We start from the raw sequence: 26,292 nt of genomic DNA, 5'->3' as shown, positions 1-26,292 counted from the left end.
TCCGCGGACGAAAACGGCATCCTCGCGGATGCCGTTTTGCATTTGAGCCATCTCAGGCCGCGTCGTCGACCGCATCCTGGCCGGACGCCGGCACGTAGTTGAGGACCGGCCCGAGCCAGCGCTCCACTTCCTCGACCGACATTCCCTTGCGCTTGGCATAGTCCTCGACCTGGTCGCGCTCGATCTTGGCGACGCCGAAATAATAGGATGCCGGATGGCCGATATAGAGGCCGGAGACCGACGAGCCGGGCCACATCGCGTAGCTTTCCGTCAAGACGACGCCGGTCGCCTCTTCCGCGTCGAGCAGCCGGAACAGCGTCGCCTTTTCCGTATGGTCGGGCTGGGCCGGATAACCGGGCGCCGGGCGGATGCCGTGATAGGCCTCGGTGATCAACTCTTCCGCCGAGAACGTCTCGTCGGCCGCATAACCCCAGAATTCCTTGCGGACCTGCTCGTGCATGCATTCGGCGAAGGCTTCCGCGAAGCGGTCGGCAAGCGCCTTGACGAGGATCGAGGAATAATCGTCGTTCGCCCGTTCGAACCGCTCGGCGATCGCCACTTCCTCGATGCCGGCCGTGACGACGAAACCGCCGACATAGTCTTCCAGGCCGGTCGCGACGGGTGCGACGAAGTCCGACAACGCCACGTTCGGGCGGCCATCCCGCTTTGAAAGCTGCTGTCGCAGCGTGAAGAAGGTCGCGAGTTCTTCGTTGCGGCTTTCATCCGTGTAGACGCGAATATCGTCTCCCACCGTATTGGCCGGCCAGAAGCCGATCACCGCCCGCGGCCGGAACCATTTTTCCGTAATGATCTTGTCGAGCATCGCCTGGGCGTCCGCATAAAGCTGGCGTGCCGCCTCGCCCTGCTTCTCGTCTTGGAGGATCGCCGGGAAACGTCCCTTCAGCTCCCATGTCTGGAAGAACGGGGTCCAGTCGATGTATTTCGCCAATTCCGCCAGATCGTAGGTCTCGAACACTTTTGTGCCGGTGAACTGCGGCTTCTTGGGCTGATAGGACGACCAATCAATCTTTTCGGCATTGGCGCGCGCACGCGCGATCGGCAGGCGTGTCTTTTCCGCCTCCGAGCGAGCATGTGCGGCGGCAACCTTGGCATATTCCGCCTGTACCGTGCTGATATAGTTCGATTTTCCGTCTTCGGATAGAAGCGCGGACACCACGCCGACCGCGCGGCTGGCATCCGTCACATAGATCGCCTGGCCGCGATTGTAGCGCGGGTGGATCTTGACCGCGGTGTGCACGCGGCTGGTCGTCGCGCCGCCGATCAGCAGCGGAATGTCGAAACCCTGGCGCTCCATTTCCGAAGCCACATGCGCCATCTCGTCGAGCGACGGAGTGATCAGGCCGGAAAGCCCGATGATATCGACCTTTTCGGCAATCGCCGTTTCCAGGATCTTGGTCGCCGGCACCATCACGCCGAGATCGATGATCTCGTAATTGTTGCAGGCGAGCACGACCCCGACGATGTTCTTGCCGATATCATGGACGTCGCCCTTGACGGTCGCCATCAGCACCTTGCCGGCGGACTTTTTCTGGTCGCCGCCGTTGAGACGCTTTTCCTCTTCCATGTAGGGCAGAAGGACGGCGACGGCCTGCTTCATGACGCGGGCGGATTTCACCACCTGCGGCAGGAACATCTTGCCCGAGCCGAACAGGTCGCCGACCACGTTCATGCCGGCCATCAGCGGGCCCTCGATCACATGCAGAGGCCGCTCCGCATTCTGGCGCGCCTCTTCGGTATCGCCCTCGATGAACTCGTTGATGCCGTTGACGAGCGCATGCGAAAGGCGCTTCTCCACCGGCCATTCGCGCCAAGCGAGATCTCTCTCCTTGGCTTCCTTGGCCCCGGTCCCACGATAACGTTCGGCGATATCCAGCATCCGTTCGGTCGCGTCGTCGCGGCGGTTGAGGACGACGTCCTCGCAGGCCTCGCGCAGATCCGGATCGATGTTCTCGTAGATCGCCAGCTGGCCGGCATTGACGATGCCCATGTCCATGCCCGCCTGGATGGCGTGGTAGAGGAACACCGCATGCATTGCCTCGCGCACCGGCTCGTTGCCGCGGAACGAGAAGGACAGGTTGGAGACGCCGCCTGAAATATGCACGAGCGGCATGCGCTCGCGGATGGTCTTCGTCGCCTGGATGAAGGCGAGACCGTAGCTGTTATGCTCTTCGATACCCGTGGCGACCGCAAAGATGTTCGGGTCGAAGATGATGTCTTCCGGCGGGAAATCCGCCTCTTCGGTCAAAAGCTTGTAGGCACGTTCGCAGATCGCCACCTTGCGCTCGTAGGTATCGGCCTGGCCCTGTTCGTCGAAGGCCATGACCACGACGGCCGCGCCGTAATTGCGCAGTAGCTTGGCCTGGGCGATGAACTTCTCCTCGCCCTCCTTCATCGAGATCGAGTTGACGACCGGCTTGCCCTGCACGCATTTCAGGCCCGCTTCCATGATCTCGAACTTGGACGAGTCGAGCATGATCGGCACCCGGGCGATATCCGGCTCTGCGGCGATCAGGTTGACGAATTCGACCATCGCTCGCTGCGAATCGATCAGGCCCTCGTCCATGTTGATGTCGATGACCGAGGCGCCGTTTTCCACCTGGTCGCGGGCAATCGCCAGCGCTGCGGTAAAATCGCCGGCGGTGATCAGCTTGCGGAATTTGGCCGAACCGGTGACGTTGGTGCGCTCGCCGACATTGACGAATGGCACGTCCTTGGTGAACTCGAAGGGTTCGAGGCCCGCAAGCGACATGAACGGCCGGTGTTCCGGCACTTCGCGCGGCTTGTGCGGCGCGACTGCCTCGGCAATCGCGCGGATATGCTCCGGCGTCGATCCGCAGCAGCCGCCGACGACGTTGACCAGGCCTTCCGCCGCAAACCCTTCGATCTGGCGAGCCATGTCGTCCGGCGATTCGTCGTAACCGCCGAACGAATTTGGCAGGCCGGCATTCGGATAGGCGGAGATGAACGTGTCGGCGACGCCCGAGAGTTCCTGCAGGTGCGGCCGCATTGCATCGGCGCCGAGCGCGCAGTTGAGGCCGACGGTGAAGGGCTTCGAATGACGGATTGAGGACCAGAAGGCCGACGGCGTCTGGCCGGACAGCGTGCGGCCGGAAAGATCGGTGATCGTGCCGGAGATCATCACCGGCAGGCGGATGCCCTTTGCCTCGAAACGCTCGGCGCAGGCGAATATCGCCGCCTTGGCGTTGAGCGTATCGAAGATCGTCTCGATCAGGATGATATCGGCGCCGCCGTCGATCAGGCCGTCGAGCTGTTCGCCGTAAGCGATGCGAAGATCGTCGAATGTCACCGCCCGGTAACCGGGATTGTTGACGTCGGGAGAAATCGAGGCCGTGCGGTTGGTCGGGCCGATGGCGCCGGCCACGAAACGGCGGCGACCGTCTTCCTTCTGCGCCCTCAGCGCCGCTCGCCGGGCCAGCCGCGCGCCGTCACGGTTCAGGTCGTAGACCGCGTTCTCCATCTGATAGTCGGCCTGGGCGATGCGGGTCGAGGAGAATGTATTGGTTTCGATGATATCGGCGCCGGCCTTGGCGTAGCGATAATGGATTTCCTCGACCGCCTGCGGCTGCGAGAGAATCAGAAGGTCGTTGTTGCCCTGCTGGTGGCAGGCGCATCCGGCAAATCGCTCGCCGCGGAAATGGCTTTCGTCAAAACCCAGGCCCTGGATTTCGGTGCCCATCGCACCGTCGAGGATGAGGATGCGCTCACGAGCCGCGGCCTTGAGTGCCGAGAGAATCTCCGCGCCATCGCGAGCGGCGGCTTCGGGACCAAAGAGTTCGTCGAACATGGCACTGCCCTTCATCATTTCCGGATGGCTCAATAACCGCATAAAGATATGTTTATGTCAATATATAACCAGCATGTCGTGCGATATAGAATAGTCGATGACATGAAACCGGCCGGGCGTTATAGGCGTTCTGATCCCAATGCGCCGCCGTAGCGATTCCGAGGTTTTCATGAGCGACACCGGTCAGACAGAAGCCAAGTGGGCGAGCCTTCCCTATCATCGTCGCTGGCTCCTGAACGAGGCCGACGGGCTCTTCGATTTTTTCCAGTACCGGGCGATGAACCCAAAGGGCGGCTTCTTCGATCTCGACGACCAGGGCTTGGCCCTCGGCGGCGCCAATCCGACGCGGGGCATCCATGCCTCGGCGCGTATGGTCCATTGTTTCTCGATCGGCTACCTGCTCGGCCGGCCAGGCTCCGGCGATATCATCGACCACGGCATGCGCACTCTCTGGGAGCGCCATCGCGATAGCGAATATGGCGGTTATTTCTGGCAGGTCAACGATGACGGCGCAGCCGATTCGGCCAAGCAGGGTTACGGCCACGCCTTCGTGCTACTCGCCGCCTCCTCGGCCAAGGTCGCCGGCCACCCTCTCGCCGACCAGATGCTTGCCGACATAAGCGAGGTTCTGGAAACCAGGTTCTGGGAACCGCGCCACGGCGCGATCGCGGAAGAATTCGCCCGCGACTGGTCGCCGATCGACGGTGGCAGCTATCGCGGCCAGAATTCCAACATGCACCTCACCGAAGCGCTGATGGCCGCTTTCGAAGCGACCGGCGAGAAGGCCTATCTCGACAAGGCGGAAAGCATCGCCGACCTCGTCATCCGCCGCTCCGCCGGCAGCGTCGGGTTCCGGGTCGCCGAACATTTCGATCCGGAATGGACGATCGACAAGGACTATTATCACCCTGACGAAATGTTCCGCCCCGCCGGCACCACGCCGGGCCATTGGCTGGAATGGTCGCGCCTCCTGCTGCAGCTCTGGACACTCGGGGACAAGAAACACGGCTGGATGCCGGATGCGGCGAAATCGCTGTTTATCCAGTCCATGTCACTGGGTTGGGACAAGGAGAAGGGCGGCTTCTTCTACACGCTCGACTGGAACGACAAACCCGCCAAGACCAACAAGCTCTGGTGGCCGATGTGCGAGGCAGCCGGTGCCGCGCATTTCCTCAACGAGCACCTGCCGGCCGACGATTTCTACGAGGACAGCTATCGGCGGATCTGGGGTACGATCGCCAACCGTTTCATCGATCACAAAAACGGCGGCTGGCACGAGGAACTGACCGAGGATCTCGTCCCGGCCCACACCCTCTTCCCCGGCAAGGGCGATATCTACCATGCCCTGCAGGCCTGCCTCATTCCGCTATTCCCGGCAAACGGCAGTCTGACGAAGGTCATCGTCGAGGCCGAGGGGCGTATCTGAAGCATGCCACTCAACGTCACCCAGCGGTGACGGAACCATCCATGCCTGCATCAGTTTCCCGTGTCACATAGTTGTAACATCGGGATATGGTGAACCATGCTCAACGTTCTCGCGGAAGAGTTTTCGCACGAGGCGCCCGTTGCGATCGAAGTGCTTCTGGTGAGGCTGATCGGCGCAACACTCCTCTGCGGCTTGATCGGCCTGGAACGCGAGTTCCGCAACAATTCCGCCGGCCTGCGCACCAACATGCTGATCGGCCTCGCATCCGCCGTGTTCACCCTCGCCGGCCTGCAGATCATGCATGAATTCGGAAACCGCCCCGATACGGTCCAAATCGACCCGATCCGTCTCATCGAGGCCGTTACCGCCGGCATCGCTTTTCTGGCCGCCGGCGTCGTCTTCCAGATGCGAGGCGATGTGAAGGGCCTGACCACCGGCGCCAGCATGTGGCTGTCTGGCGCGATCGGCCTTTGCGTCGGACTCGGCATGTGGATCGTCGCGGTGACGGCGACCGGCGCCGGCATCATCGTCCTCTGGCTGCTGCGCAAGACCGAAGTGGCCGCGGGCTTGAAAGACGAATAGCGGCAAGGCACCGGAGATAGTGCGGATCACCCGCCCGAGCGCGGCGTCACCATTGCCCGAATGCGGGTCGTCAGCAGCTCGTAATCATAGGGCTTGGTAATCAGCGCGGTATTGCCGAGCGTCTCCGATCCCGGCACGTTGCGGTCGCCGGTCGCGAAAATCACCGGCAGGTCGGCAACCGTTTCTCGCAATTTCAAGGCGAGCTGCAAGCCGCTCATTTCAGGCAGATGGACGTCGGTGACGAGGATGTCGATCGGATCGCTGCCCGCCGCGGCAAGCGCTTCGGCAGCCGATCCGGCCTCGATCACGGTCATGCCCGCATCCTGCAGGAAATCGGCGGTCGAGATGCGGATCAGCGCCTCGTCCTCCACCAGCAGAACGGAGATCGGCAGATCCGGCGCCGATGGTTGTTCGACGGCAGGCTTGGCCGAAGCTGCCTCGGCCAAACTTGCATCGGCCAAACTTGCCTCGGAAGGACTTTCCGGCAAGCGCGGCTGTGGAGCCTGCCGGCTCTGATCGATCACCTGGCGGATTTTTCGGGCGAGCGCCTCCCGCGTATAGGGCTTGCTCAGGAGATTGACGCCCGGGTCGAGCCGCCCACCATGGACGATCGAATTTTCGGTGTAGCCCGAGGTGAACAGCACGCCGAGATGCGGCAGCCGCTCCTTGGCCCTTTTGGCGAGATCGCTGCTCTTCAGCCGCCCCGGCATCACCACGTCCGTGAACAGGCAGTCGATCGGCACGCCGCTTTCGATGATCGCAAGCCCGCTGTCGGCATCCTTGGCCCGCAGGACCCGGTACCCCAGTTCCGCAAGCAGGCTGACGGTGATTTCCCGCACCGCTTCGTCGTCCTCGACGACCAGGATCGTCTCGTTTCCGCCGAGGGCAGCGCCACCGGTATTTTCGGCGACCACATCCTCGTCCTCCATCGATCGCGGAAGATATATCCGCACCGTGGTGCCGTTTCCCGGCTCGCTGTAGATCCGGATATGGCCGCCAGACTGCTTGACGAAGCCGTAGACCATCGACAGGCCGAGCCCTGTGCCCTTGCCCTCCGGCTTGGTGGTGAAGAACGGGTCGAAGACCTTGCTCAGAATGTCGGCCGTCATGCCCGTACCGGTATCGGTGACCGCGAGCATCACGTATTGGCCCGACTCGATGTCGAACGTGTGGCGCGCATATTCGTCGTCGAGATAGGCGTTACCGAGTTCGATCGTCAGCTTGCCCTGCCCGTTCATCGCATCGCGTGCATTGATCGCGAGGTTGAGGAGCGCATTCTCGACATTGCTCGGATCAACAAGCGTATTCCAAAGCCCGCCGCCGACGATCGTGTCGATCTCGATCGCCTCGCCGAGGCTGCGCCTCAGGAGATGATCCATCTCGCGGATCAGGCGGCTCAGATTGATCACCTTCGGCGAAAGCGGCTGGCGGCGGCCGAAGGCGAGAAGCTGCGAGGCAAGCCGGGCGCCGCGCGAAGCCCCTGCAAGCGCGCTGTTCAACCGCCTTTCGGCCACTTCGTTGCCCGCGAATTCCCGGCCGAGAAGCTGGAGATTGCCGGTGATCACCTGCAGGAGATTGTTGAAATCGTGGGCGATGCCCCCTGCGAGATTGCCGATCGCCTCCATCTTCTGGCTCTGGCGAAGCACTTCCTGCGTCCGCTCGAGCTCGATCGTTCTTTCCTCGACGCGGTGGCCGAGGGTTTCGGCGAGGCTGGAAAGCTCCGATTCTGTCTTCTTCTGCTCATCGATATCGGTATTGGTGGCAACCCAGAGGGTGATCTCGCCCTCGGCATTCTTGATCGGCACCGCGCGGCTGATGAACCAGCGATAGACGCCGTCGTGGCGGCGAAGACGTATTTCCGTCTCCAGCCGGCTTCCGGTGCGCAAGGCCTCGCCCCAAGCGGCGGCAATCCGGGGCGAATCGTCCGGATGGAGCATCTCGGAGCGCCGCTCCCTGTCGAAATAGAAGGACTCCAGGCCGCTATAGGTGAAGATCTGGTCGTTGCACCATTGCATCCGGCCATCCGGCGTCGCCGTCCATACATGTGTCGGCAAGGACTGGGCAAGCGTCCTGAAACGGTCCTCGTTTTCGCGGGCCGCCTCCTGTGCACGGCGAAGCTCCGTGACGTCCTGGCCCTGCACGAAAATGCCATCGACCATCCCGTCGTGATCGCGGATCGGCTGATAGACGAAATCGAGAAAGCGTTCTTCCGGCTCAGCGTTTTCGGAGGACTGGAAAACGACGCGCGCGCCATAGGCGCTATAGGGCGTACCGGTCCGGTAAACCTCGTCGAGCAGCTCGTAGACACCCTGGCTGGCGACATCCGGCAAAGCCTCGCGCACAGTCTTGCCGATCAGGTCCTCGCGGCCGACAATCGTCCGGTACGACCTGTTGACGATCGAGAAAATATGCTCCGGGCCACGCAGCACGGCAATGAAGCCGGGCGCCTGTTCGAACAGCATGCGCAGATATTCCCGCTCCTCGCCGAGCGCGGCATTCTGCCCCTGGACCGCATCGGCCCGGCGCATCAGATCCGTATGGACCTTGAGGACGCCGTCTCCCGCGGATCGGCTGCGCAGCAGGTGAAGTTCGGTCACGTCCACCGTATGCTGCAGGATGAAGATCAGCCGCCCCGCCTCGTCCTTGATCGGCGTATGGGTTGCGCTCCAGTAACGATCCTCGAGCTCTCCATCGGGACCTGGGATCGGATAGGGGATGAGCGGCAGGTGATCCACCTCGGCGGTGGAGAGGACCTTGGCGAAGGACTGGCGCAGCAGCCGGCCCGGGACAGAATCCGGTTCGCTTGGAAACGCATCGAACATGGTACGGTCGACAAGCTCTTCACGGCTGCGCCCCGTCACCGCCAGATAAGCGTCGTTCATTCCGACAAGCCGCAATTCCCGGTCGAGTATGACATAGGGATTGGGTGAGAGATTAAACAACTGATTCAGATCGATTTCGGAAAGCTCCGTCAGTCTGAACATGCGCCGTCCCTGATGCCAATGCATCACAGGTTATAGGGCTTCCGCTAATATTGACAATTGAAATCAGGAGGGGTCAGGAAATCTCCCACGGGATTATCGCAATACGCTAAAAGACATCTAACGCCCCGATTTTGCTCGCGGTTCCGGCACCGCCCTGTGCGGCATCAGGCCGGATTACTTGATCCGGATCCGCTGCCTTTCCACCGGTTGGACGAAAAGCCGGGCGACCTCATCGGCCGGCATCGCCTTGCCGTAACGATAGCCCTGCCCCGCCTCGCAGCCCATCAGGCGAAGCGCCGCCTCCTGCTCCTCGGTCTCGATGCCTTCGGCAATCGTCTTCAACCCCAGTTCCCTGCTGAGCGCGATCAGCGCCCGGGTAATGGCGGCATCGCGCGGCTTGGTCAGGAGATCGCGCACGAACCCCATGTCGATCTTGAGCGTCGTTAGCGGATAGCGCTGCAGCGAGCCGAGCGAGGCATAGCCGGTGCCGAAATCGTCGAAGGCGATGCCGACGCCGAGTTCGCGCAGCGCCTGAATCGATTCGAGCGACTGGTCGTCGTCGTTGAGCGTGACCGTTTCGGTGATCTCGATCTCGAGGAAACGCGGATCGAGCGCGTAGCGTGCGATCAGGTCCACGACGCTGCGCGCCAGATCGCCGGCCCGGACCTGCGCTGGAAACAGATTGATGCCCATCTTGATCGGTGGATACCCCGCCGCATCCCAGGCGGCCATCTGGCGGCCCGCTTCGTCCAGCACCCAGAAGCCCACGTCGAGTGCGATCGAACTCTGCTCCAGAGCCGGGAGAAAGGCCGCCGGCGACAGGAGCCCGCGCTCCGGATGCTGCCAGCGGATGAGCGCCTCGACGCCGAATACCTCCCCGGTGTCGAGCGTCACCTGCGGCTGGTAGTGCAGCACCAACTCGTTCTTGTTCAGCGCCCGCAGCAATTCGTCCCGCAGCATTCGCTTCGCCAGGGTTTCGTTGCGCATCGACTGTTCGAACATGCGCACGACCCGGCCGCCGGCCTGCTTGGCCCGGTAGAGCGCGAAGTCGGCACTGGCGATGAGCTCCTCGGAATCGGAACCATGGTTCGGCGCAAGCGAAAAGCCGACGCTCGCCCCGACGCGGAACGTGTGCCCGGCAACCTCGAACGGTATCTTGAAAGCCTCAATGACCGCATTTGCGGTTTTCTGGGCGACGAGAGGATCCCCGGTTCCGGGAATGAGAATGGCAAACTCGTCGCCGCCAAACCGGGAGACCGTGACGTTACGGTCGAGGACGGCCGGCAATCTGACACCGATCGCCTGCAGCAGGGAATCGCCGATGCCGTGCCCCAGGCGATCGTTGACGTCCTTGAACCCATCAAGGTCGAACAGCAGCACGGCGAGCGGCCGGTTGCGCGCCAATTCCTCGCGCAAAAGGTCTTCGAAACGAGGCCGGTTGCACAAGCCGGTGAGCGTATCCTGGCTTGCCAGCCTCAGGAGCCGGACGTCGCGGTCGCGGCGTTCGGATATGTCCTTGATGATGGCGCCCACGCCGACGCCGCGCTGATCGTGCCAGATCGAAAGCGCCATCTCGACCGGGAACTCCGAGCCGTCCTTGCGGCATGCCGAAATCTCGACGGTCTTGCCCTTGAGCATGGAACTGCCGCCCGCGGCCACGCGCGCGAGACCGGCATTGTGAGCGGCTCGGAACCGTTCGGGCACGATAAGGTCGAGCGAGCCGCCGACCATCTCCTCCCGGCTGAAACCGAACATATCGAGCGCCGCCTGGTTGACGAACTCGACGCGGCCGGTGGGATCGACGGTAATCAGCGAGAGATCGGTGGCATCCGCAAAGTTGGCAGCCGTCGCCTGCGGTATGCCCTCCCGACGCAATTCCATGTGCTCCATGACCATGGCGGCAAGGCCGGCGAGCGTTCGCCTTTCCCGCTCGGAGAAACTTTCTCGCACCTGCGTATCGGCGATGCACAGCGCTCCGAGCCGGAAACCGTCCGGCGAGATCAGCGGCGCACCGGCATAAAACCGGATGAATGGTTCGCCGGTGACGATCGGCAGGCCGGAGAACCGCGCATCGAGCCGGGCGTCGGACACCACCAGAACATCGTCCGTGCGGATCGTGTGATCACAAAAGGATTCGGATCGGTCGGTCTCCTGGATATCGAGACCCGAACAGGCCTTGAACCATTGCCGATCCTCTTCGATCAGCGTCACGAAAGCCATGCGCGTGGAAAAAAGCTCGGAGGCAAAACGGCAGATTCGGTCGAAGCGGTTTTCAGGCCCGGAGCCCGCAATGCGGTAGTTCGCCAGAGCGTCGAGCCGTCTGCGCTCCGCAATATCGATGCTGTCGGCGTAAGACATCTCTGCTCCAGAGGAGGGCGGGTAGTAGGACTACCATAGAAATCCATCCATTAGAGAAAGCATAACGGGGCGCCCCCAAGAAATGAATGGTGTTTGACGGGGTCCTCGCCCGTTCGGCCCGATGTAAGAGGGCTTTCTCGACTTAAAATGAAAAACCTCCCGGATTTACATCCGGAAGGCTGCTTCGGTAAGGCACAATGTCCCGAAATGGATCATCCTATCGGGGAAGATAGTAACGGCCGCGCTCGTCGCGCTCCAGCCCCTTGGAGCGGAAGGTGTCGAGTTCGCGGACGACCTCGCGGCCATCGCGGCTGCCGACGGCGGCCATCAACTCCTCGAAATGTTTGGCGCCATCCTTCAAAGCCGCTTCGAGCGACGGGAACCGATTGCCGGGATAGGACGGAGCCTGCGGCGTGACGAGCTCCCAGCTCTGGGCATGCTGCATCGGCCAGGTCAGGTCGTAGCCGGCCTTGGCGCCGGAGCGGGAGCCGTGAAGCGACGGATCGAGCGGCGACAGCCGGACGCCGGTGGCGATCACCAGATCCCGGTCGGCCTGGAAGCGGGTACCAAATGCCCATTCCATCTGGCTGTCGTCGAAGATGTCGATATCCGGATCGACGACGAAGACGTTCTTGACGCCGACGGCGCCGAGAACCGCATAGAGTGCCGAACGGGCCTCGCCCGGATAGGTCTGGCGGATGGAGAAGCGCATGCTCATCGAGCCGCCGGCGGCGACCGGCGCATAGACGGCGACCGGCTGGCGCACGACGTCGCGGAGCGTCTTCCAGACGTTCATCTCCATACGCAGCGCTTCAAGGTTGGAGGTATCGGTGAAATCCATGCGATTGCCGCTGATGGTCGCGGTCTGGAACAGCGCGTCACTGCGGTGGGTGATGGCGGTGACATGGAAGACCGGATTGGTCTTCACGACGCCGTAATAGCCAAGATATTCGCCGTAGGGTCCTTCCTTCTCCACGTAACCGCGCTCGTCGAAATAGCCTTCGATGACCATTTCCGCGTCTGCCGGGACCATGATGTCGTTGGTGACGCATTTGACGACCGGCAGCGGTGCCCCGCGAAGAGAGGAGATCAATTCCAGTTCGTCGACCGGCTCCTTCATGGTGGCCGACACCATGTCGATTGGATGGCAGCCGACCACATAGGCAACGTTCAGCCGCTCGCCGCGGTCGGAAGCGGCCATGTACATGACGCGCAGGTCGCTCGGCGCAATCAGATCGACGCCCGCTTCCTGCGGGCCGCGCAACATCAGCCGGCGCATACCGCAATTGTAGCGGCCGTCCTTCGGGTCGATCGTATAGTCGATCGTCGCGGAAATGTAGGGCGCGCCATCGAGCGCGTGCTGCACGTGGACCGGCAGCTTGAGGAGATCGGCGTCAGCGCCGGACAGCACGACCTGCTGCACGGGCGCTTCGTCACCGGAAAGCTTCACCAGTTCCGGCTTCAGCGACAGGCGGCGGCGCATCTCGAGCGCCACGTCGCCGGCGGGCACGCCGAAAGCCTTTGCGAGACGGGAGCGGCTGCCGACCACGTTGCCGATCAGCTGCTGGCCTTCGGGACCTGCATTTTTGAACCAGACGGCCTTCGGGTTGTTCTGAAGGATCGCCGCGACATCGGCCAGATCGACCTTCTCCTCGCGGATCTCGAGCTCGTCGGCGCTCAGGCTCTCGACGAAATTCTTCAACCGGAAACGGTCGAGATCAAGCGCGGCGGCGGATTGAGTTGTCGTATTGGCGGTCATTCTTCCTCTCCCGAAAACGCGTTTCTGCGTAGGACGGTTTTTAGCCAGAACAGTTGATTAAATCAAATATAATTATACAATGTTGTATCAGGTCGCATCGGGGAGGTGTGGCCGACCGGCGTCGACTGCGAGACCTGGTCATCCATGGGAGGAATTCATGCAGACTGTCACTCGTCGTTTCATGCTTGCCGCATCGGTCGCCGTTGCCGGTAGCGCCCTCGGTCTTTCGCCGGCCGCGGCCCAGGCGGATTATCCAAATCAGACCATCAGCATGATCTGCGCGTTCCCGGCCGGCAGCGGCGCCGACGTTATCGTCCGCTTTTTCGCCGAGAAGATAGCCAAGGTCTCGGGCGCCACCATCATCGTCGAAAACAAGCCCGGCGCCGGCGGCAACATTGCCGGACAGTACGTCACGCGCTCCAAGCCGGACGGCTACACGATCTTCTTCCACACCGGCAGCGCCGTTGCCGGCAACATGCACATGTTCAAGACGCCGCCCTTCGACGTGGTGAAGGACCTGCAGGTCGCGGCCACCGTCAACAAGCAGCCGCACATGATCGCCGTTCCGGTATCGAGCCCGATCAAGGCCATGAAGGAACTGACCGAATACCTGAAGAAGGAAGGTTCGAACGCGAGCTATGCCGTCAACAACACGTCGGGCAAGGTGCTGGCAGCCATCTACAAACAGGAAGCCGGCCTCGAAACGGTCGAGGTCGCCTATAAGAGCAGCGCCGATTCCGTGAACGACATCATGAGCGGTGCCATGGCCTTTGCCGCCCAGGATCCGGTCTTCTCCCTGTCGCAGCTCCGCGAAGGCCGCTACCGCCTGCTGGCCGTCAGCTCCGCGAAGCGCATTCCGGGCGCTCCCGACGTTCCGACCATGACCGAAGCCGGCTATCCGATGGACCAGGTCGGCTGGTTCGCGATGATGGTCCCCTCGGCGACCCCGAAGGATATCGTCAACAAGATCAATGGCTGGACCAGGCAGGTCCTCGGTCAGGAAGAGGTCAGGAAGTTCGTGACCGACCAGGGCGGCGACGTGTTCGTCTCGACGCCGGAAGAAGGCCAGGAATACCTCAAGAAGGAGGTCGCGGCCTGGGCCGGCTACGTCAAGGTCGCCAACATCCCGCAGCAGTGAACCCTTTGGCCTCACGGTTCTTTGCATGGCCGGAAGCGGCGCACCGTCGCCGCTTCATTCGTGTCGGCACCCGCCCGCAGGTCGGCACAAATAAACGCGCAAAAGTATATGCTTTTTAACCTACAACCGCTTCCGCCGTTGGACGCCGCATCCGCGCGCATGCTAGAACGGTTTCAAGGATAGGCTGTCAGGTTTCAGATGCACAAAGGAATTGCGTTTCTCCTCCAGACGATCGGATTCGGGTAGGCATCATGGCTTCCAAGACGATCGCCGAAAGGAAGGATGACTATATTCAGTCTTTCTTGAGCCGTCGGTTTTCCCCCGCCGAGGTTTATGTCATTGCGACCGTCGGCGTGCTGATCGCGTTCGGGCTGCGCATTTCGCTGCATGGCGTCCTCGACGAAAGGGCACCTTTCACGTTCTTCATTCCGCCGATCCTGGTTGCCGCCCTTATCGGTGGCCTGCGGGCCTCGCTTTTCGCGGTGGCCCTTTCCGTTCTGGCAGGCTACATCATCAAGGAGTTGACGCCGCGGGGAGCCGTTTTTTCGGAAATGGCCATGCTCAGCTTCATTGGCGTGGTGATCGCGCTGCTCGGCGAAATCCTTCACTCCGCCCGCAAGGCGATCGGGAAAGCCCAGGCGAGAGCTGATTCCCGCGAAGCCCATCTTCGCTCCGTCCTCGACACCGTTCTCGATGCCAGCATCGTCAGCACAAGGGACGGGACGATCGTTTCCTTCAACGCCGCTGCAATCCGCCAGTTCGGCTACAGCGAAGAAGAGGTGGTCGGCCAGAACCTGCGCATGCTGATGCCGGAACCCTACCGCCGCGAACACGACGGTTACATGGAAAGGTATCTGAGGACCGGCGAGAAGCGGATCATCGGCATGGACCGCGTGGTCGTCGGGCGGCGCAAGGACGGCTCGACCTTCCCGATGAAGCTTGCTGTCGGCGAGACCCATACCGGCGGGGAAACCTTCTTCACCGGCTTCGTGCGCGACCTGACCGAACGCGAGGAATCGGCCGCACGCCTGCAGGAGATCCAGGGAGAGCTCGCACGGCTCGCCCGCCTTAATGAAATGGGTGAAATGGCATCCACCCTCGCCCACGAACTGAACCAGCCCCTTTCGGCGATCGCCAACTATGTGCATGGTTGCGCACGCCTTCTGCGCGACATGGACGAAGCCGTGGCGGTGCGCATGCGCGAAGCGCTGGAAGAAACGGCGCATCAGTCGCTGAGGGCAGGCCGGATCATCAAGCACCTCCGGGAATTCGTGACCAAGGGCGAGACCGAAAAGGCGCCGGAAAACATCCGGCGCCTGGTAGAAGAAGCCGGCGCCCTGGCGCTGGTCGGCTCGCGCGAAAAAGGTGTCCGGGCGGTTTTCGAGTTCGCACCAGGACCGGAAATGGTCACCGCCGACCGCATTCAGGTCCAGCAGGTGCTCACTAACCTGATGCGCAACGCCATCGAGGCGATGCGCGACAGCCCGCGACGGGAACTGGTCATCCGCACCCTCCAGGAGGACGAAGACATGATCCAGGTGATCGTCCAGGATACCGGCCCCGGCATTCCCGAAGAGATCGCCGGGCAGCTTTTCAAACCCTTCGTCACCACCAAGGCCGGCGGCATGGGGATAGGGCTTTCGATTTCCAAGCGCATCGTCGAAGCGCATGGCGGCGAGATGACGGTGACGCGCAATGAGGCCGGAGGAGCGACGTTCCGTTTCACACTCCCGATCGACAAGGAGGAACGCGAAAATGCAGACGGGTGACTACACGATCCATATCGTCGACGACGAGGAGCCGGTCAGAAAGTCCCTTGCCTTCATGCTGACCATGAACGGCTTTGCCGTGCGCATGCATGAAACCGCCTCGTCCTTCCTGCAGTTCGCGCCGAGCGTGCGAAACGGCGTTTTGGTGACCGACCTCAGGATGCCGGACATGACCGGCGTCGAACTGATCCGCAAGCTGACAACCAGCCGGACCGGCATTCCTTCGATCGTCATCACCGGCCACGGCGACGTGCCGATGGCGGTGGAGGCGATGAAGGCAGGCGCCGTCGACTTCATCGAAAAACCGTTCGGCGACACGGTTATCATCGAAGCGATCCAGCGGGCGGCCGAGCTGCTGTCGGATAAAATGCTCGATACGGACGACCTGGCAGAGGTTCAGACGCGGCTTGAAAGCCTGAGCGACCGGGAGAGGCAGGTGCTGGCGGCCGTGGTTGCCGGTCTGCCGAACAAGTCGATCGCCTACGATCTAGACATAAGCCCCCGCACCGTCGAGGTGCACCGCGCCAACGTGATGGCCAAGATGAAGGCGAAAAGCCTGCCACAGCTCGTTCGCATGGCGATCGCCGCCGGTTTCGGTCCCAATTGAACGGCGCAAAAATATTGGAATTTCTTGATCTATCGCAAAGCGCCACTCCCCACGCAGGCCCTAGATGTCTGATTTGAGCGGCTCTCCGGCTGCCCCCACCCGCGCGGGAAGTTTGGTGTTATCACAAGCGAGAAGCATAGTCGTCATCGCGCCCGATCTCGGTCTCAGGCAGTCGTTGACATTCGCACTCGAGGTAGAGGGCTACCGGGTCGAGGCCCATGAATCCTGGCGCAAGAGCGCCGCCATCCTCGGCCCGACGCTTTGCATGATCATTGACGACCAGGTGCTGCGCTCCTCGAGCGATATCCTGCAGCGCCTGCTCCAGTCGGGCCAGGCGGTGATCCTGCTCACCGACGGCATGTCTCCACCCATCGAAGGCGAGATCGGCCCGGTCCTGAGCCTCGCCAAGCCGTTCAACGGCGCCGATCTTCTGGGTCTCGTCAAGAACCTTGCGCTCACGGCCTGAGCCGGATCGAAGCTGTCCTGCCGCCCGCCCCTACGTAAATCCCCCTAGTGATACAACCCAATTTTTCCCCTGCACGTCTTCTGTCATCTTGAGACTACAGCAAGGGGAGACGTGAACATGCACACCGCAGCCGCTCATGCCACGAAGTTGGAGCTCACCAAGAGCCAGATCGTGATCGCACCCCAGGCCGCGGGTCTCTTCCGGGCCAATACCGTGACGACCTTCAATGCCGGTGCCGAAATCTACGCTCCCGGCGACAAGGCAGGTACATTCTATCACGTCGAATTCGGTGCCGTGCGGATCCACCGCCTGTTGTCGGACGGAAGGAGGCAGGTCATCGCCTTCCATCTGGCTGGGGAAACCTTCGGGTTCGAGGCCGACCGGACCCATAGTTTCTTTGCGGAAGCCATCGCCCCGACGGGCTTGCGCGCCATCAACCGGGCCACCAACGACCAGGCCTTGCCGGAACTGCTTTCTTTGGCGCTGCGCGGCATGCTGCGCGCCCAGGAACATATCATGATGATCGGCCGCCAGACGGCGGTGGAACGGATCGCCGGCTTCCTCGTCGACATGGCGGAACGCCAGGGCGGGCTCGAATATTTCGACATACCCATGACCCGGCTTGATATAGCCGACTATTTAGGCCTGACGATCGAAACGGTGTCGCGCGTTTTCGCAAAACTCCGTGCGGCCGGCCTTATCAAACTGCGGAGCATTCGTTGCATCGAGATCAAAAAGCACGAAGCACTCCGCAGCCTCTGCGCATGACAGTGAATGAAAGTGCATAGCAGTGCATGAGCGGACGGTGGCGGCCGTCCGCTGAGAATGGAAGTGCCTATCTCCTCAATTTCGTAATATCCTCCCTCACTGCTGAGCGGCAGGTCGTCGTCCCCCGGCGGCCTGCCGCAAAGTCGTGCCTGCCGATCGGCAGACACCTGAGCATCAGTCCCGCGCCACTTCCAATTCATCGAGCAAACTGCGCATCTGCCGGACGATCTCGCTGCTCGTCTCATAGGAAACAGGCGCCTGGAAACCGAAGGCAATGGCGCGCTCGTCCTTGCTTCCGACGGTCCGGCGGCAGGAACTGTGGACCTCGTGCACGCCGGTTTCGCGAACCACCCGTTCGACGGTCGACAGATTGATGCCGCCGCCGGGCATGATCGACACCCTGTCCCCCGCCCGCTCCACCAGCATCTTCAACATCTCGGTCCCGTCCGGCCCATTGACCTTGAGGCCGGAGGTCAGGATGCGTTCGACGCCGAGTGCGACCGCCTGTTCCAGGGCCTCGAACGGATCGGGCACCAGATCGAAGGCGCGGTGAAGCGTCACGCCCAGCCCCCGCGCATGCTCTATCAGCCGCTTGAGCAAGCCCATGTCGAGTGTCATGTCCGGCCGGCTCGCGCCAATCACCACGCCTGCAAGGCCCGCCGCCCGAACCGCATCGATATCGGCCATCATCGCTGCCTCGTTGTCGACGTCGTAGACGAAGCTGCCAGCGCGGGGCCGGATGATCGCATAGACCGGGACCGGCGCCTTGGCGGCAAGCGCGATCATGCCCGGCGGCGGCGTCAGTCCGCCGACATCGAGTGCCGCGCAGAGTTCGATGCGGTTTGCGCCGCCGGCGATGGCAGCCGCCAGACCTTCGGGACTATCGACGCAGACTTCGAGCAGGATGGACAGGATCAGTCTCCTTGACGACCGGCACTCTTGTAACAGCAGGCGCCGCTGAAAGGCGCTTTAATGACCTTGAACGGCACTCTCGCGACCGTAGCCGGCGCTTTGATGGCCGAGCACGGCGGCCCCTACCAGCCCGCCATCCTCCAGCCGGAGCGCCGGTGTCACCAGCGGGTGATCGAGGCGGTTGAGGATACGCTTGCGCACCGCCCGGTCGAGCGCATCGATGAGGGGCGTGACCGAGGCAAGCCCGCCGCCGACCGGCACGATCGAGGCGCCGGTGACATTGACCGACAGCGCCAGCGGATCGGCGATCAGTTCGAGATAGACGGCGACGGTCCTTGCCGCCCTCGCCTCGTCCGCCTGCCAGTCCTCGAGTATCCGGTAGCTGGTCTCCTCGCAGCCATGCAGGAAATGATGCAGCCGCTCGATGCCGCGTGCCCCGCCGATCGTGTCGACGCAGCCGGACTGGCCACAGCCGCAGGAGAAGCGCGGGATATGCAGCGTCTCGCCGCCGATCTCGACCGTCGTGTTGAGGATCGGGCCATGGCCCCACTCGCCGGTGACCCCGCCGGCCCCGCGCACCAGCCGCCCATCAATCGCAAGCCCGCCGCCGATGCCGGTACCCATGATGGCGCAGAAGACGACCGCATGGCCTCGCCCTACCCCCTCGTTAGCCTCGGCAAGCGTCAGACAGTCCGCATCGTTTGCGGCCAGCACCGGCCGTCCGAGGATGGCAGACAGTTCGTCGCCGATCCGCCGCCCGGTAATGCAGGGTATATTGGCCGAGGTCGCGATGCCGCTTCTGGGATCGATGAGACCGGCAATCGACAGCGCCAGCGGCGAAGCCGGATCACCCGCCTGCGCATTGCGCTCGATAAGCGTCGCGAGGGAGGCCGCAAGATCGTCCCAATTGGCAGCGGGCGTCGCAACCTTGTCGAGCGGAACAAGCGCGCCCGGCGCCGGCGAGACCGCGAATTTCATGAACGACCCACCGATATCGACGCAGAAGACCGGTTTTGCCGGCCCCACGCTGTCAATTGCCGGCTGGCCTGTCGTGCGGGGTGTGGCGGCGATGCTCATTTGCGCGGATCCAGAAGGTCGCGAAGACCATCGCCGAGAATGTTGAAGCCGAGCACGGTGATCATAATCGCCAGACCCGGAAACAGCGACATCCAGATGTTGAGGCCGAGATAGTTGCGGCCGTCGCTCATCATCGCGCCCCACTCGGGAAGCGGCGGCTGGGCGCCGAGGCCGAGGAACGACAGGCTTGCGGCCGACAGGATGACCGTGCCGGCGGTCAGCGTCGACTGCACGATGATCGGCCCGATCGCGTTGCGCAGGATATAATGGCTCATGATCCGGCGGCGCGAGATGCCGAGCGAGAAGGCGGCTTCGACATAATCCATGCGCTTCAGGCCCAGCGTCAGGTTTCGGCTGAGCCGGGCGTAGACCGGCACGGAGAAAATGGCAATGGCGACCAAAAGATTGATCAGGCTGGTGCCGAGCACGCTGACGATCAGGATGGCGAGCACGATGCCCGGAAAGGCAAACAGGATGTCCATCGTCCACATGATCGCCTGGTCGACATAACGGCCGCTCATGCCCGACAGGATGCCGAGCGGCACGCCGACCAGCACCGCCAGCCCGACGGCCAGGACCACTTCAAGCAGTGAGATGCGCGCCCCGAAGATGACCCGGGCGAAGATGTCGCGACCGTTGTCATCGGTGCCGAATGGATGCGCCAGCGACGGCGGCTCCATGGTCGCCAACAGGTCCTGCATGTAAGGGTCGGCGGATGCGATCAACGGCGCGAAGATCGCGGCGAGCACGATGATGCCGATCAACAGGCTACCCAGCGTGATGCTGCGATGGGTCGCCATCCAGCGCAGTCCCCGCAGAACGGCCGGGCGCCGCGATGCGATATCGGTGTCAACGGACGCCATCAGTCGAACCTTATCTTCGGGTTGAGGACGGCGATCAGCAGCTCGGCGAGAAAATTCATCATCACTACGCCGGTGACCGCGACCAGCGTCACGCCCTGGATGACGGGATAATCCCGGTAGCGCACTGCATCGACCAGAAACCGTCCGATACCCGGCCAGTTGAAGACGGATTCGGTCACGACAGCGCCGCCCATCAGGCTGCCGAAATTCAATCCGACGATGGTGATGATCGGGATGAGCGCGTTGCGCAGCGCATGGCTCCAGTAGATCTTGCTGGGCGCCACGCCCTTGGCGTAAGCCGTGCGGATATAATCCTGGCTCATCACCTCGATCATGCTGGAGCGCGTCATGCGGGCGATGACGGCCGTCGGCAGCACGGCAAGCGTGATCGACGGCAGGATGAAGCTTTTCCACGAGCTGGCGCCGAGCAGCGGCAGCCAGCCAAGATGCACGGAAAACGTATTCATCGCCATCAGCGCCAGCCAGAAATTGGCGATCGAGGCGCCGGCAATCGCAAGAATCATCACGAACTGGTCCGGCCAGCCATGCCGGTAGATCGCCGCGATCATCCCGGCCGGCACGCCGATGCCGATGGCGATCAGATAGGCGGTGATCGCCAGCCCGATCGTGAACGGCAGGCGTTCGCCGATTTCGGCAACGACCGGCAACTTCGACTTGATCGAGGTGCCGAGATCACCCCTCACCGCCCCATAGGCAAACGAGGCGTATTGCGCCGGCAGGCTGCGGTCGAGGCCGAGCCGGACGGTCATGTTGTCGACCGCCTCCTGGGTCGCCTCGGGTCCAGCCATCAGCCGCGCCGGATCGCCCGGCAGCGCGCGGATCGCCACGAAGACCAGCAGCGAAACGCCGACCAGGATCAGCGGCAGAGCCAGCAATTTCTTGAGGATATAGGCTTTCATGCGCCTGTCCTGGAGCCCGTTTTTCCGGCCCCATGTTCATAAAAGGAAACGGCGGACGGATTTCTCCATCCGCCGTACTGTTGATATTACTTCTTGGCATCCTTGACGACGATAAGGCCGCCCGGGATTACCCAGGCACCCTTCACGCTGGCGCGCGTCGCAAACAGGTCCTGCTTGGTATAAAGCAGAACATGCGGAGCCTGGTCGTTCACTTGTCTCTGGGCATCGACATAGATCGCGTTACGCGCCTTTTCGTCGAGCGTCGAAGCGGCCTTGTCGATCAACTCATCGAGCTTGGCATCGGAGAAGAAGCCGAGGTTGGCGCCGGCGGGCGACGCGCTCTTCGTGTAGTAGAGCGGGCGGAACTGCAGGTCGGCACCGTTGACACCGGAAGACCATGAAGCGATCGACGAACCGATATTGTCCTTCTCCTTGCCGGCCGGATCCTGGAAAGCCGCCTTCGACCAGACGCCGCCTTCCATCTTGCGCACGTCCAGCTTGACGCCGGCCTTCGCCCACATCGCCTGCAGCAGTTCGCCGATGCGCGATTCCTGCTCCTGCACGATGGTCGACATCGCGAAACCGTCCGGATAACCGGCCTCCTTCAGGAGCTGCTTGGCCTTCTCGATATTGTAGGGATAGGGATTGAGCGTCTTATCGTAACCGGGGGTGACCGGGGCGAGCGGCGAGTTGGCCGGCGTCGCATAACCGTTCATGAACGCCTTGACGAGGCCTTCCCGGTCGGTCGCATAGTTCAGCGCCTGGCGGACGCGGACGTCGTCGAGCGGCTTCAACTTGGTGTTGAGCGAGACCCAGAACACGGCCGACCCGTCGGTCGTCGAGAGCTTCATCTCGGGGTTTGCCTTGACCTGTGCGGCAAAGGCGGCCGGGAACGGGTTGATCACATCGGCGTCGCCCGTCTGCAGGGCCATGTTCATGACCGAAGGCTCGCCGGTCCAGGTCCACTTGATCTGGTCTTCGCCCTTCGGCGCACCGCCCCACCATTCGGAATTCTTGGCCTGCAGCACATATTCGCCGGACTTGTATTCCTGCAGCTTGTAGGGGCCGGTGCCGACAGCCTTGGAGCCGACCGTGCCAGCGGCATCGGCGGTCGGGCTGACCATCAGGCAGGGACCGGTCGTGAGTAGCGCGAGGAAGGCCGGATACTGCGTCTTCAGCTTGAACTGAACGGTCGTCGGATCGACGGCGGTGACACCTTCGAGGAAGGTGCGCAACCGGCCGCTGGCGGCAAGGCCGCGCTTGGTATCGAGGTGGCGGGCAAAATTCTTGACCACGGCGTCGGCATCGAAGGCCGTGCCGTCATGGAATTTTACGCCCGGACGCAGCTTGAAGGTCCAGATCAGGCCGGAAGCGTCTGCCGACCATTCGGTGGCGAGCGCGGGCTTCATCGACAGATCGGGATCGCGCTTGACGAGGCCTTCATACATCGGGTCGAGCAGGGCCGCGGTATAGGTCGCGGTCTGGTCGCCCGGATCCATGGAACGCGGAGCTTCGGTCTGCATCACGTTGAGCGTCGCGGCACTCGCCGCAATCGGAAACACGAGGCTGCCGGCAACTGCGCAGGCGAGCGCGAAATGGCGACTTTTCAGGAACATGGTCATGGTCGTTCACCCTTGGTTTTGTTGACACGAGGGCGGTCCGTTGCCGCCTTAGATCATTTTTATAATTTATTGGCGTTGATTTGTTCATTTTCTGAACTTAGTGTCAACCCACCTTCACAAACAGAAAACAGCTGCCTTGAACGCTCTGCTTACCTCCTCCCAGCGCCAGCTTGTGCGCGTCATCAGCGAGTCCGGCCCGCTCAGCCGGACCGAGATGGCGAGCCTGCTGGGCTTCAGCAAAGCGGCAATGAGCGGCATTGCCCGCGACCTGATCGACCTCGGCGTGCTGCACGAGACGGAGACGGTCTACGGCCAGGGCCGGCCGTCGGTGAGGCTCGACCTGCATCCGGAATGCGCCTTCTTCGTCGGCATCTCGTTGCTCGAAGACCCGGCGCCGATGATCCTCAGCGACCTCAACGGCAAGATCATCGCCCGCCAGTCGATGCCGCTGTCGCGCGATCCGCATGTCATCGCCGAAGCGATCACCGAAGGCCTCCCGAGCCTTCTCGAAGCCCATCCGGACGCCAAGGAAAAACTCTCGGGCATCGGCGTCGCCCTGTCCGGCTTCGTCGACGAATCCCAGGCCAATTGCGTGCAGTCCACCCTGCTTGGCTGGCAGGACGTACCTCTCGCAAAGATCATCCGCCAGCGCTCCGGCGTCGAGACCTTCATCGAGAACGACGCAAAGGCGGTCGCCGTCAGCGAAAAGCTGTTCGGCAGCGCTCGCGAAATCCAGAGTTTCAGCGTGGTCTCGCTCGGCGACGGCATCGGCTGCGCCCATTTCATCGACGGCAAGCTCTATCGCGGCAATCACGGCGGCGCCGGCGAGATCGCCCATTGCACCATCGAGCCCGGCGGTTCCCCCTGTCGCTGCGGCAAGCGCGGCTGCCTCGACACCGTCTCCTCCATGAAGGCGATCAAGGAAATGTCGCGCGCCGAGGGCCTCGAATGCACCTCGCTGTCGGATATCGAATATGAGGCATCGACCGGCAACGCCGCCGCGATCCGCATCCTGCACCGCGCCGGCTCGGCGCTCGGGCTGGCGATCGCCAACCTCATCCAGATCAACGACCCCGGCCTGATCCTGATAACCCATGTCGAAGGCTCGTTCGACGGCCTGTTCGGCACGGTGGTCAACCAGGCCATCGAAACCAACGTGCTGCCGCGTTACGCCGGCCAGACGCCGATCCGCATCAAGCGTGTCGATGGCGATGTCTGGGCGCGAGGTGCCGCCAGCATCGCAGCCCATAACTTTTTGATCGGCCCCAACTCAAACTGAGGTTTCCCATGCGTATCGCTGTCGGCGGCATCCATATCGAATGCAGCACCTACAATCCGGTCCTCAACGAGGAGAAGGATTTTCGCGTCGTGCGCGGCGAGGAGCTGACGGCAGCGCCCTATTTCGCCTTCCTCAAGGATTACGACGCCGAATTTCTGCCGACCATCCATTGCCGCGCCATTGCCGGCGGTCCGGTCTCCCGCTCCGCCTATGAGCGCTTCAAGGCCGAATTCCTCGACCGACTGAAACCTATGCTGCCACTCGATGGTCTCTATCTGGCCATGCACGGCGCCATGTATGTGCAGGGCATGGAGGATGCCGAGGGCGACTGGATCACCGCCGCCCGCGATCTGGTCGGCCCGGATTGCACGATCTCGGCCAGCTACGACCTGCACGGCAATGTCAGCCAGCGGATCATCGACGCGCTCGACATGTATTCAACCTACCGCACCGCGCCGCATATCGATGTCGAGGAGACGATGCGTCGCTCGGTGAAAATGCTGGTCGAAAGCCTGAAGACAGGCGTCAAGCCGGTCCTTCTCTGGGCACCGATCCCGGTCGTATTGCCCGGCGAGCGCACCTCGACGGTCGATGAGCCGGCCAAAAGCCTCTACGAGATGATGCCGGAAATCGACGCGATCGACGGCGTCTGGGATGCCTCGCTGATGGTCGGTTACGTCTGGGCCGACGAACCGCGCGCCACCGCCGCCGCGATCATGACCGGCACCGACCGCGCGGTCCTCGAGCGGGAAGCCAAGCGCGTCGCCCAGGCCTATTGGGATGCGCGCGAAAAATTTGTGTTCGGCTGCGAGACCGGTTCGATCGAGGAATGCGTCGACAAGGCGATCGCCGCCAAGACCGCACCGGTGGTTCTTGCCGAATCCGGCGACAATCCGACCGGCGGCGGTGTCGGCGATCGCGCCGAAGTGCTGGCCGACCTGATCGCGAAAAAGGCAACCGGCGTCATCTTCGCCGGCATCGCCGACAAGGCGGCGACAGAGGCCTGCTACGCGGCCGGCGTCGGCGCCGAACTCGACGTGTCGATCGGCGCTTCGCTCGACACGATCGGCAGCCAACCGGTCAAGGCGAAGGTCAAGGTGCAGTTCCTCTACGACACCACCGAACTTGCCGACCGGCAGGCGGTCGTCACGATCGGCGGCATCGAACTCGTCCTCTCCGCCAAGCGCCGCCCCTACCACTACATCGCCGACTTCACCCGCCTCGGCCTCGATCCGAACGGCGCCAAGATCATTGTCGTGAAGTCGGGCTATCTCTCGCCCGAACTGGCGCCGATCGCCAACCCGAACCTGATGGCCCTGTCACCTGGCGTCGTCGACCAGTTCGTCGAGCGCCTGGAACGCCATCACAAGCTCAGGCCGACCTATCCTTTCGACAAAGATTTTGCCTACGAACCGCAGGTGTTTGTTTCGGCGCGGTCGAAGTGAATTTGGCGTGATGTCTCCCGTTGCGTGAGGCGTATGCCGGCGCGTTAGCCCCTCACCCTAACCCTCTCCCCGCGCGCGGGGAGAGGGGACATGCCCCACGACACCGCTAGAGAGGAACGGAGAGGCCACGGCATATCTCCTTCGCCCCGCCGGCGGGGAGAAGGTGCCGGCAGGCGGATGAGGGGCAGTTTGAATCGGACGGTGACGCTTTCAGCATCCCCGAAAAATTTCTCACCGTCGTTCAGACACTTACCCGCTTTCCCTTCTCCGTCCGTCCCCGCGTCCCGCAACGACCCGCATAATCCTGCCGTCATCGGATGGGAAACCGGTTCGCGAACCGGCCGCATCATCCGGCTCGCAAGGTCCGGTTTCCGGTGACGGTCGAGGAAGCGGCTTAAGGGGCCTGACAATCCCCGGAACCGCAAAACGGCCGGGGCAGGCGGAAAGCCTGAATACCCAATACTCCGAAATACCCCGCCTGCCCCACTCCC

General features: G+C 62.5%; 18 protein-coding genes. 9 read left to right on the top strand and 9 right to left on the bottom strand.

Annotation, left to right across the window (positions count from 1 at the left end; genetic code table 11):
• Positions 1-52: 52 nt before the first annotated feature.
• Positions 53-3,826, bottom strand: coding sequence for a methionine synthase (gene metH / locus C5J24_RS03315; protein ID WP_105416602.1), 3,774 nt, complete (start codon positions 3,824-3,826; stop codon positions 53-55).
• Between the two features lie 169 nt (positions 3,827-3,995).
• Here metH and C5J24_RS03310 point away from each other — a divergent pair, with 169 nt between their 5' ends.
• Together C5J24_RS03310 and C5J24_RS03305 are read left to right on the top strand one after the other, a co-directional pair.
• Complete coding sequence (locus C5J24_RS03310) at positions 3,996-5,252, top strand: AGE family epimerase/isomerase (RefSeq protein ID WP_105416600.1); 1,257 nt, start codon at positions 3,996-3,998, stop codon at positions 5,250-5,252.
• Between the two features lie 96 nt (positions 5,253-5,348).
• Entirely contained in the window at positions 5,349-5,834 is a 486-nt protein-coding gene (locus C5J24_RS03305) for an MgtC/SapB family protein (RefSeq protein ID WP_105415586.1), read from the top strand.
• A gap of 26 nt (positions 5,835-5,860) precedes the next feature.
• Here the strand turns inward: C5J24_RS03305 and C5J24_RS03300 are convergent, their stop codons facing one another.
• The 3 genes from C5J24_RS03300 to C5J24_RS03290 form a co-directional block, all read right to left on the bottom strand.
• The gene (locus tag C5J24_RS03300) at positions 5,861-8,818 is read right to left on the bottom strand and encodes a PAS domain-containing protein (RefSeq protein ID WP_172723833.1); all 2,958 of its coding nucleotides are present in this window, start codon (positions 8,816-8,818) and stop codon (positions 5,861-5,863) included.
• 174 nt (positions 8,819-8,992) lie between these two features.
• Positions 8,993-11,176: a bifunctional diguanylate cyclase/phosphodiesterase gene (locus tag C5J24_RS03295; RefSeq protein WP_105415582.1), complete on the bottom strand. Its 2,184-nt coding sequence runs from the start codon at positions 11,174-11,176 to the stop codon at positions 8,993-8,995.
• Between the two features lie 217 nt (positions 11,177-11,393).
• Positions 11,394-12,935 (bottom strand): UbiD family decarboxylase, encoded by a 1,542-nt coding sequence (locus C5J24_RS03290; RefSeq protein WP_105415580.1) that lies wholly within the window; start codon positions 12,933-12,935, stop codon positions 11,394-11,396.
• Between the two features lie 157 nt (positions 12,936-13,092).
• Between C5J24_RS03290 and C5J24_RS03285 the strand changes: the two genes are divergently transcribed.
• The 5 genes from C5J24_RS03285 to C5J24_RS03265 all read left to right on the top strand — a co-directional run bounded on the left by C5J24_RS03285 (position 13,093) and on the right by C5J24_RS03265 (position 17,683).
• Complete coding sequence (locus C5J24_RS03285; protein WP_105415578.1) at positions 13,093-14,073, top strand: tripartite tricarboxylate transporter substrate binding protein; 981 nt, start codon at positions 13,093-13,095, stop codon at positions 14,071-14,073.
• Between the two features lie 251 nt (positions 14,074-14,324).
• On the top strand, positions 14,325-15,842 hold the full coding sequence (locus tag C5J24_RS03280) for a PAS domain-containing sensor histidine kinase (RefSeq protein ID WP_105415576.1): 1,518 nt from the start codon (positions 14,325-14,327) through the stop codon (positions 15,840-15,842).
• Positions 15,829-16,449 (top strand): response regulator FixJ, encoded by a 621-nt coding sequence (gene fixJ / locus C5J24_RS03275; RefSeq protein WP_046667538.1) that lies wholly within the window; start codon positions 15,829-15,831, stop codon positions 16,447-16,449. Before C5J24_RS03280 ends, fixJ begins: the two co-directional genes overlap by 14 nt.
• 115 nt (positions 16,450-16,564) lie before the next feature.
• Positions 16,565-16,915, top strand: coding sequence for a transcriptional regulator (locus tag C5J24_RS03270; RefSeq protein ID WP_172723832.1), 351 nt, complete (start codon positions 16,565-16,567; stop codon positions 16,913-16,915).
• 117 nt (positions 16,916-17,032) lie between these two features.
• Complete coding sequence (locus C5J24_RS03265; RefSeq protein WP_105415573.1) at positions 17,033-17,683, top strand: helix-turn-helix domain-containing protein; 651 nt, start codon at positions 17,033-17,035, stop codon at positions 17,681-17,683.
• Positions 17,684-17,857: 174 nt separating this feature from the next.
• On the opposite strand, the gene C5J24_RS03260 is transcribed toward C5J24_RS03265, so the two are convergent.
• The 5 genes from C5J24_RS03260 to C5J24_RS03240 all read right to left on the bottom strand — a co-directional run bounded on the left by C5J24_RS03260 (position 17,858) and on the right by C5J24_RS03240 (position 23,077).
• Positions 17,858-18,595: a copper homeostasis protein CutC gene (locus C5J24_RS03260; RefSeq protein ID WP_105415571.1), complete on the bottom strand. Its 738-nt coding sequence runs from the start codon at positions 18,593-18,595 to the stop codon at positions 17,858-17,860.
• Between the two features lie 57 nt (positions 18,596-18,652).
• Positions 18,653-19,672, bottom strand: coding sequence for an ROK family protein (locus tag C5J24_RS03255; RefSeq protein ID WP_105415569.1), 1,020 nt, complete (start codon positions 19,670-19,672; stop codon positions 18,653-18,655).
• Positions 19,669-20,535, bottom strand: a complete 867-nt coding sequence (locus C5J24_RS03250; protein WP_105415567.1) for an ABC transporter permease — start codon at positions 20,533-20,535, stop codon at positions 19,669-19,671. Before C5J24_RS03250 ends, C5J24_RS03255 begins: the two co-directional genes overlap by 4 nt.
• Positions 20,535-21,455 carry an ABC transporter permease gene (locus tag C5J24_RS03245; RefSeq protein WP_105415566.1) on the bottom strand — a complete coding sequence of 307 codons (921 nt, stop codon included), beginning with the start codon at positions 21,453-21,455 and terminating at the stop codon, positions 20,535-20,537. Before C5J24_RS03245 ends, C5J24_RS03250 begins: the two co-directional genes overlap by 1 nt.
• 86 nt (positions 21,456-21,541) lie before the next feature.
• Complete coding sequence (locus C5J24_RS03240) at positions 21,542-23,077, bottom strand: ABC transporter substrate-binding protein (RefSeq protein WP_105415564.1); 1,536 nt, start codon at positions 23,075-23,077, stop codon at positions 21,542-21,544.
• Between the two features lie 136 nt (positions 23,078-23,213).
• On the opposite strand from C5J24_RS03240, the gene C5J24_RS03235 reads away from it, so the two are divergent.
• Complete coding sequence (locus C5J24_RS03235; protein WP_245446500.1) at positions 23,214-24,356, top strand: ROK family transcriptional regulator; 1,143 nt, start codon at positions 23,214-23,216, stop codon at positions 24,354-24,356.
• Between the two features lie 8 nt (positions 24,357-24,364).
• Complete coding sequence (locus C5J24_RS03230; protein WP_105415562.1) at positions 24,365-25,801, top strand: M81 family metallopeptidase; 1,437 nt, start codon at positions 24,365-24,367, stop codon at positions 25,799-25,801.
• Positions 25,802-26,292: the final 491 nt, after the last annotated feature.

The organism is Neorhizobium sp. T25_27 (assembly GCF_002968565.1).
Classification (GTDB): domain Bacteria; phylum Pseudomonadota; class Alphaproteobacteria; order Rhizobiales; family Rhizobiaceae; genus Neorhizobium; species Neorhizobium tomejilense.
The sequence above is the reverse complement of the archived record's forward strand: the minus strand, read 5'-3'. Positions and strand labels throughout refer to the sequence as shown.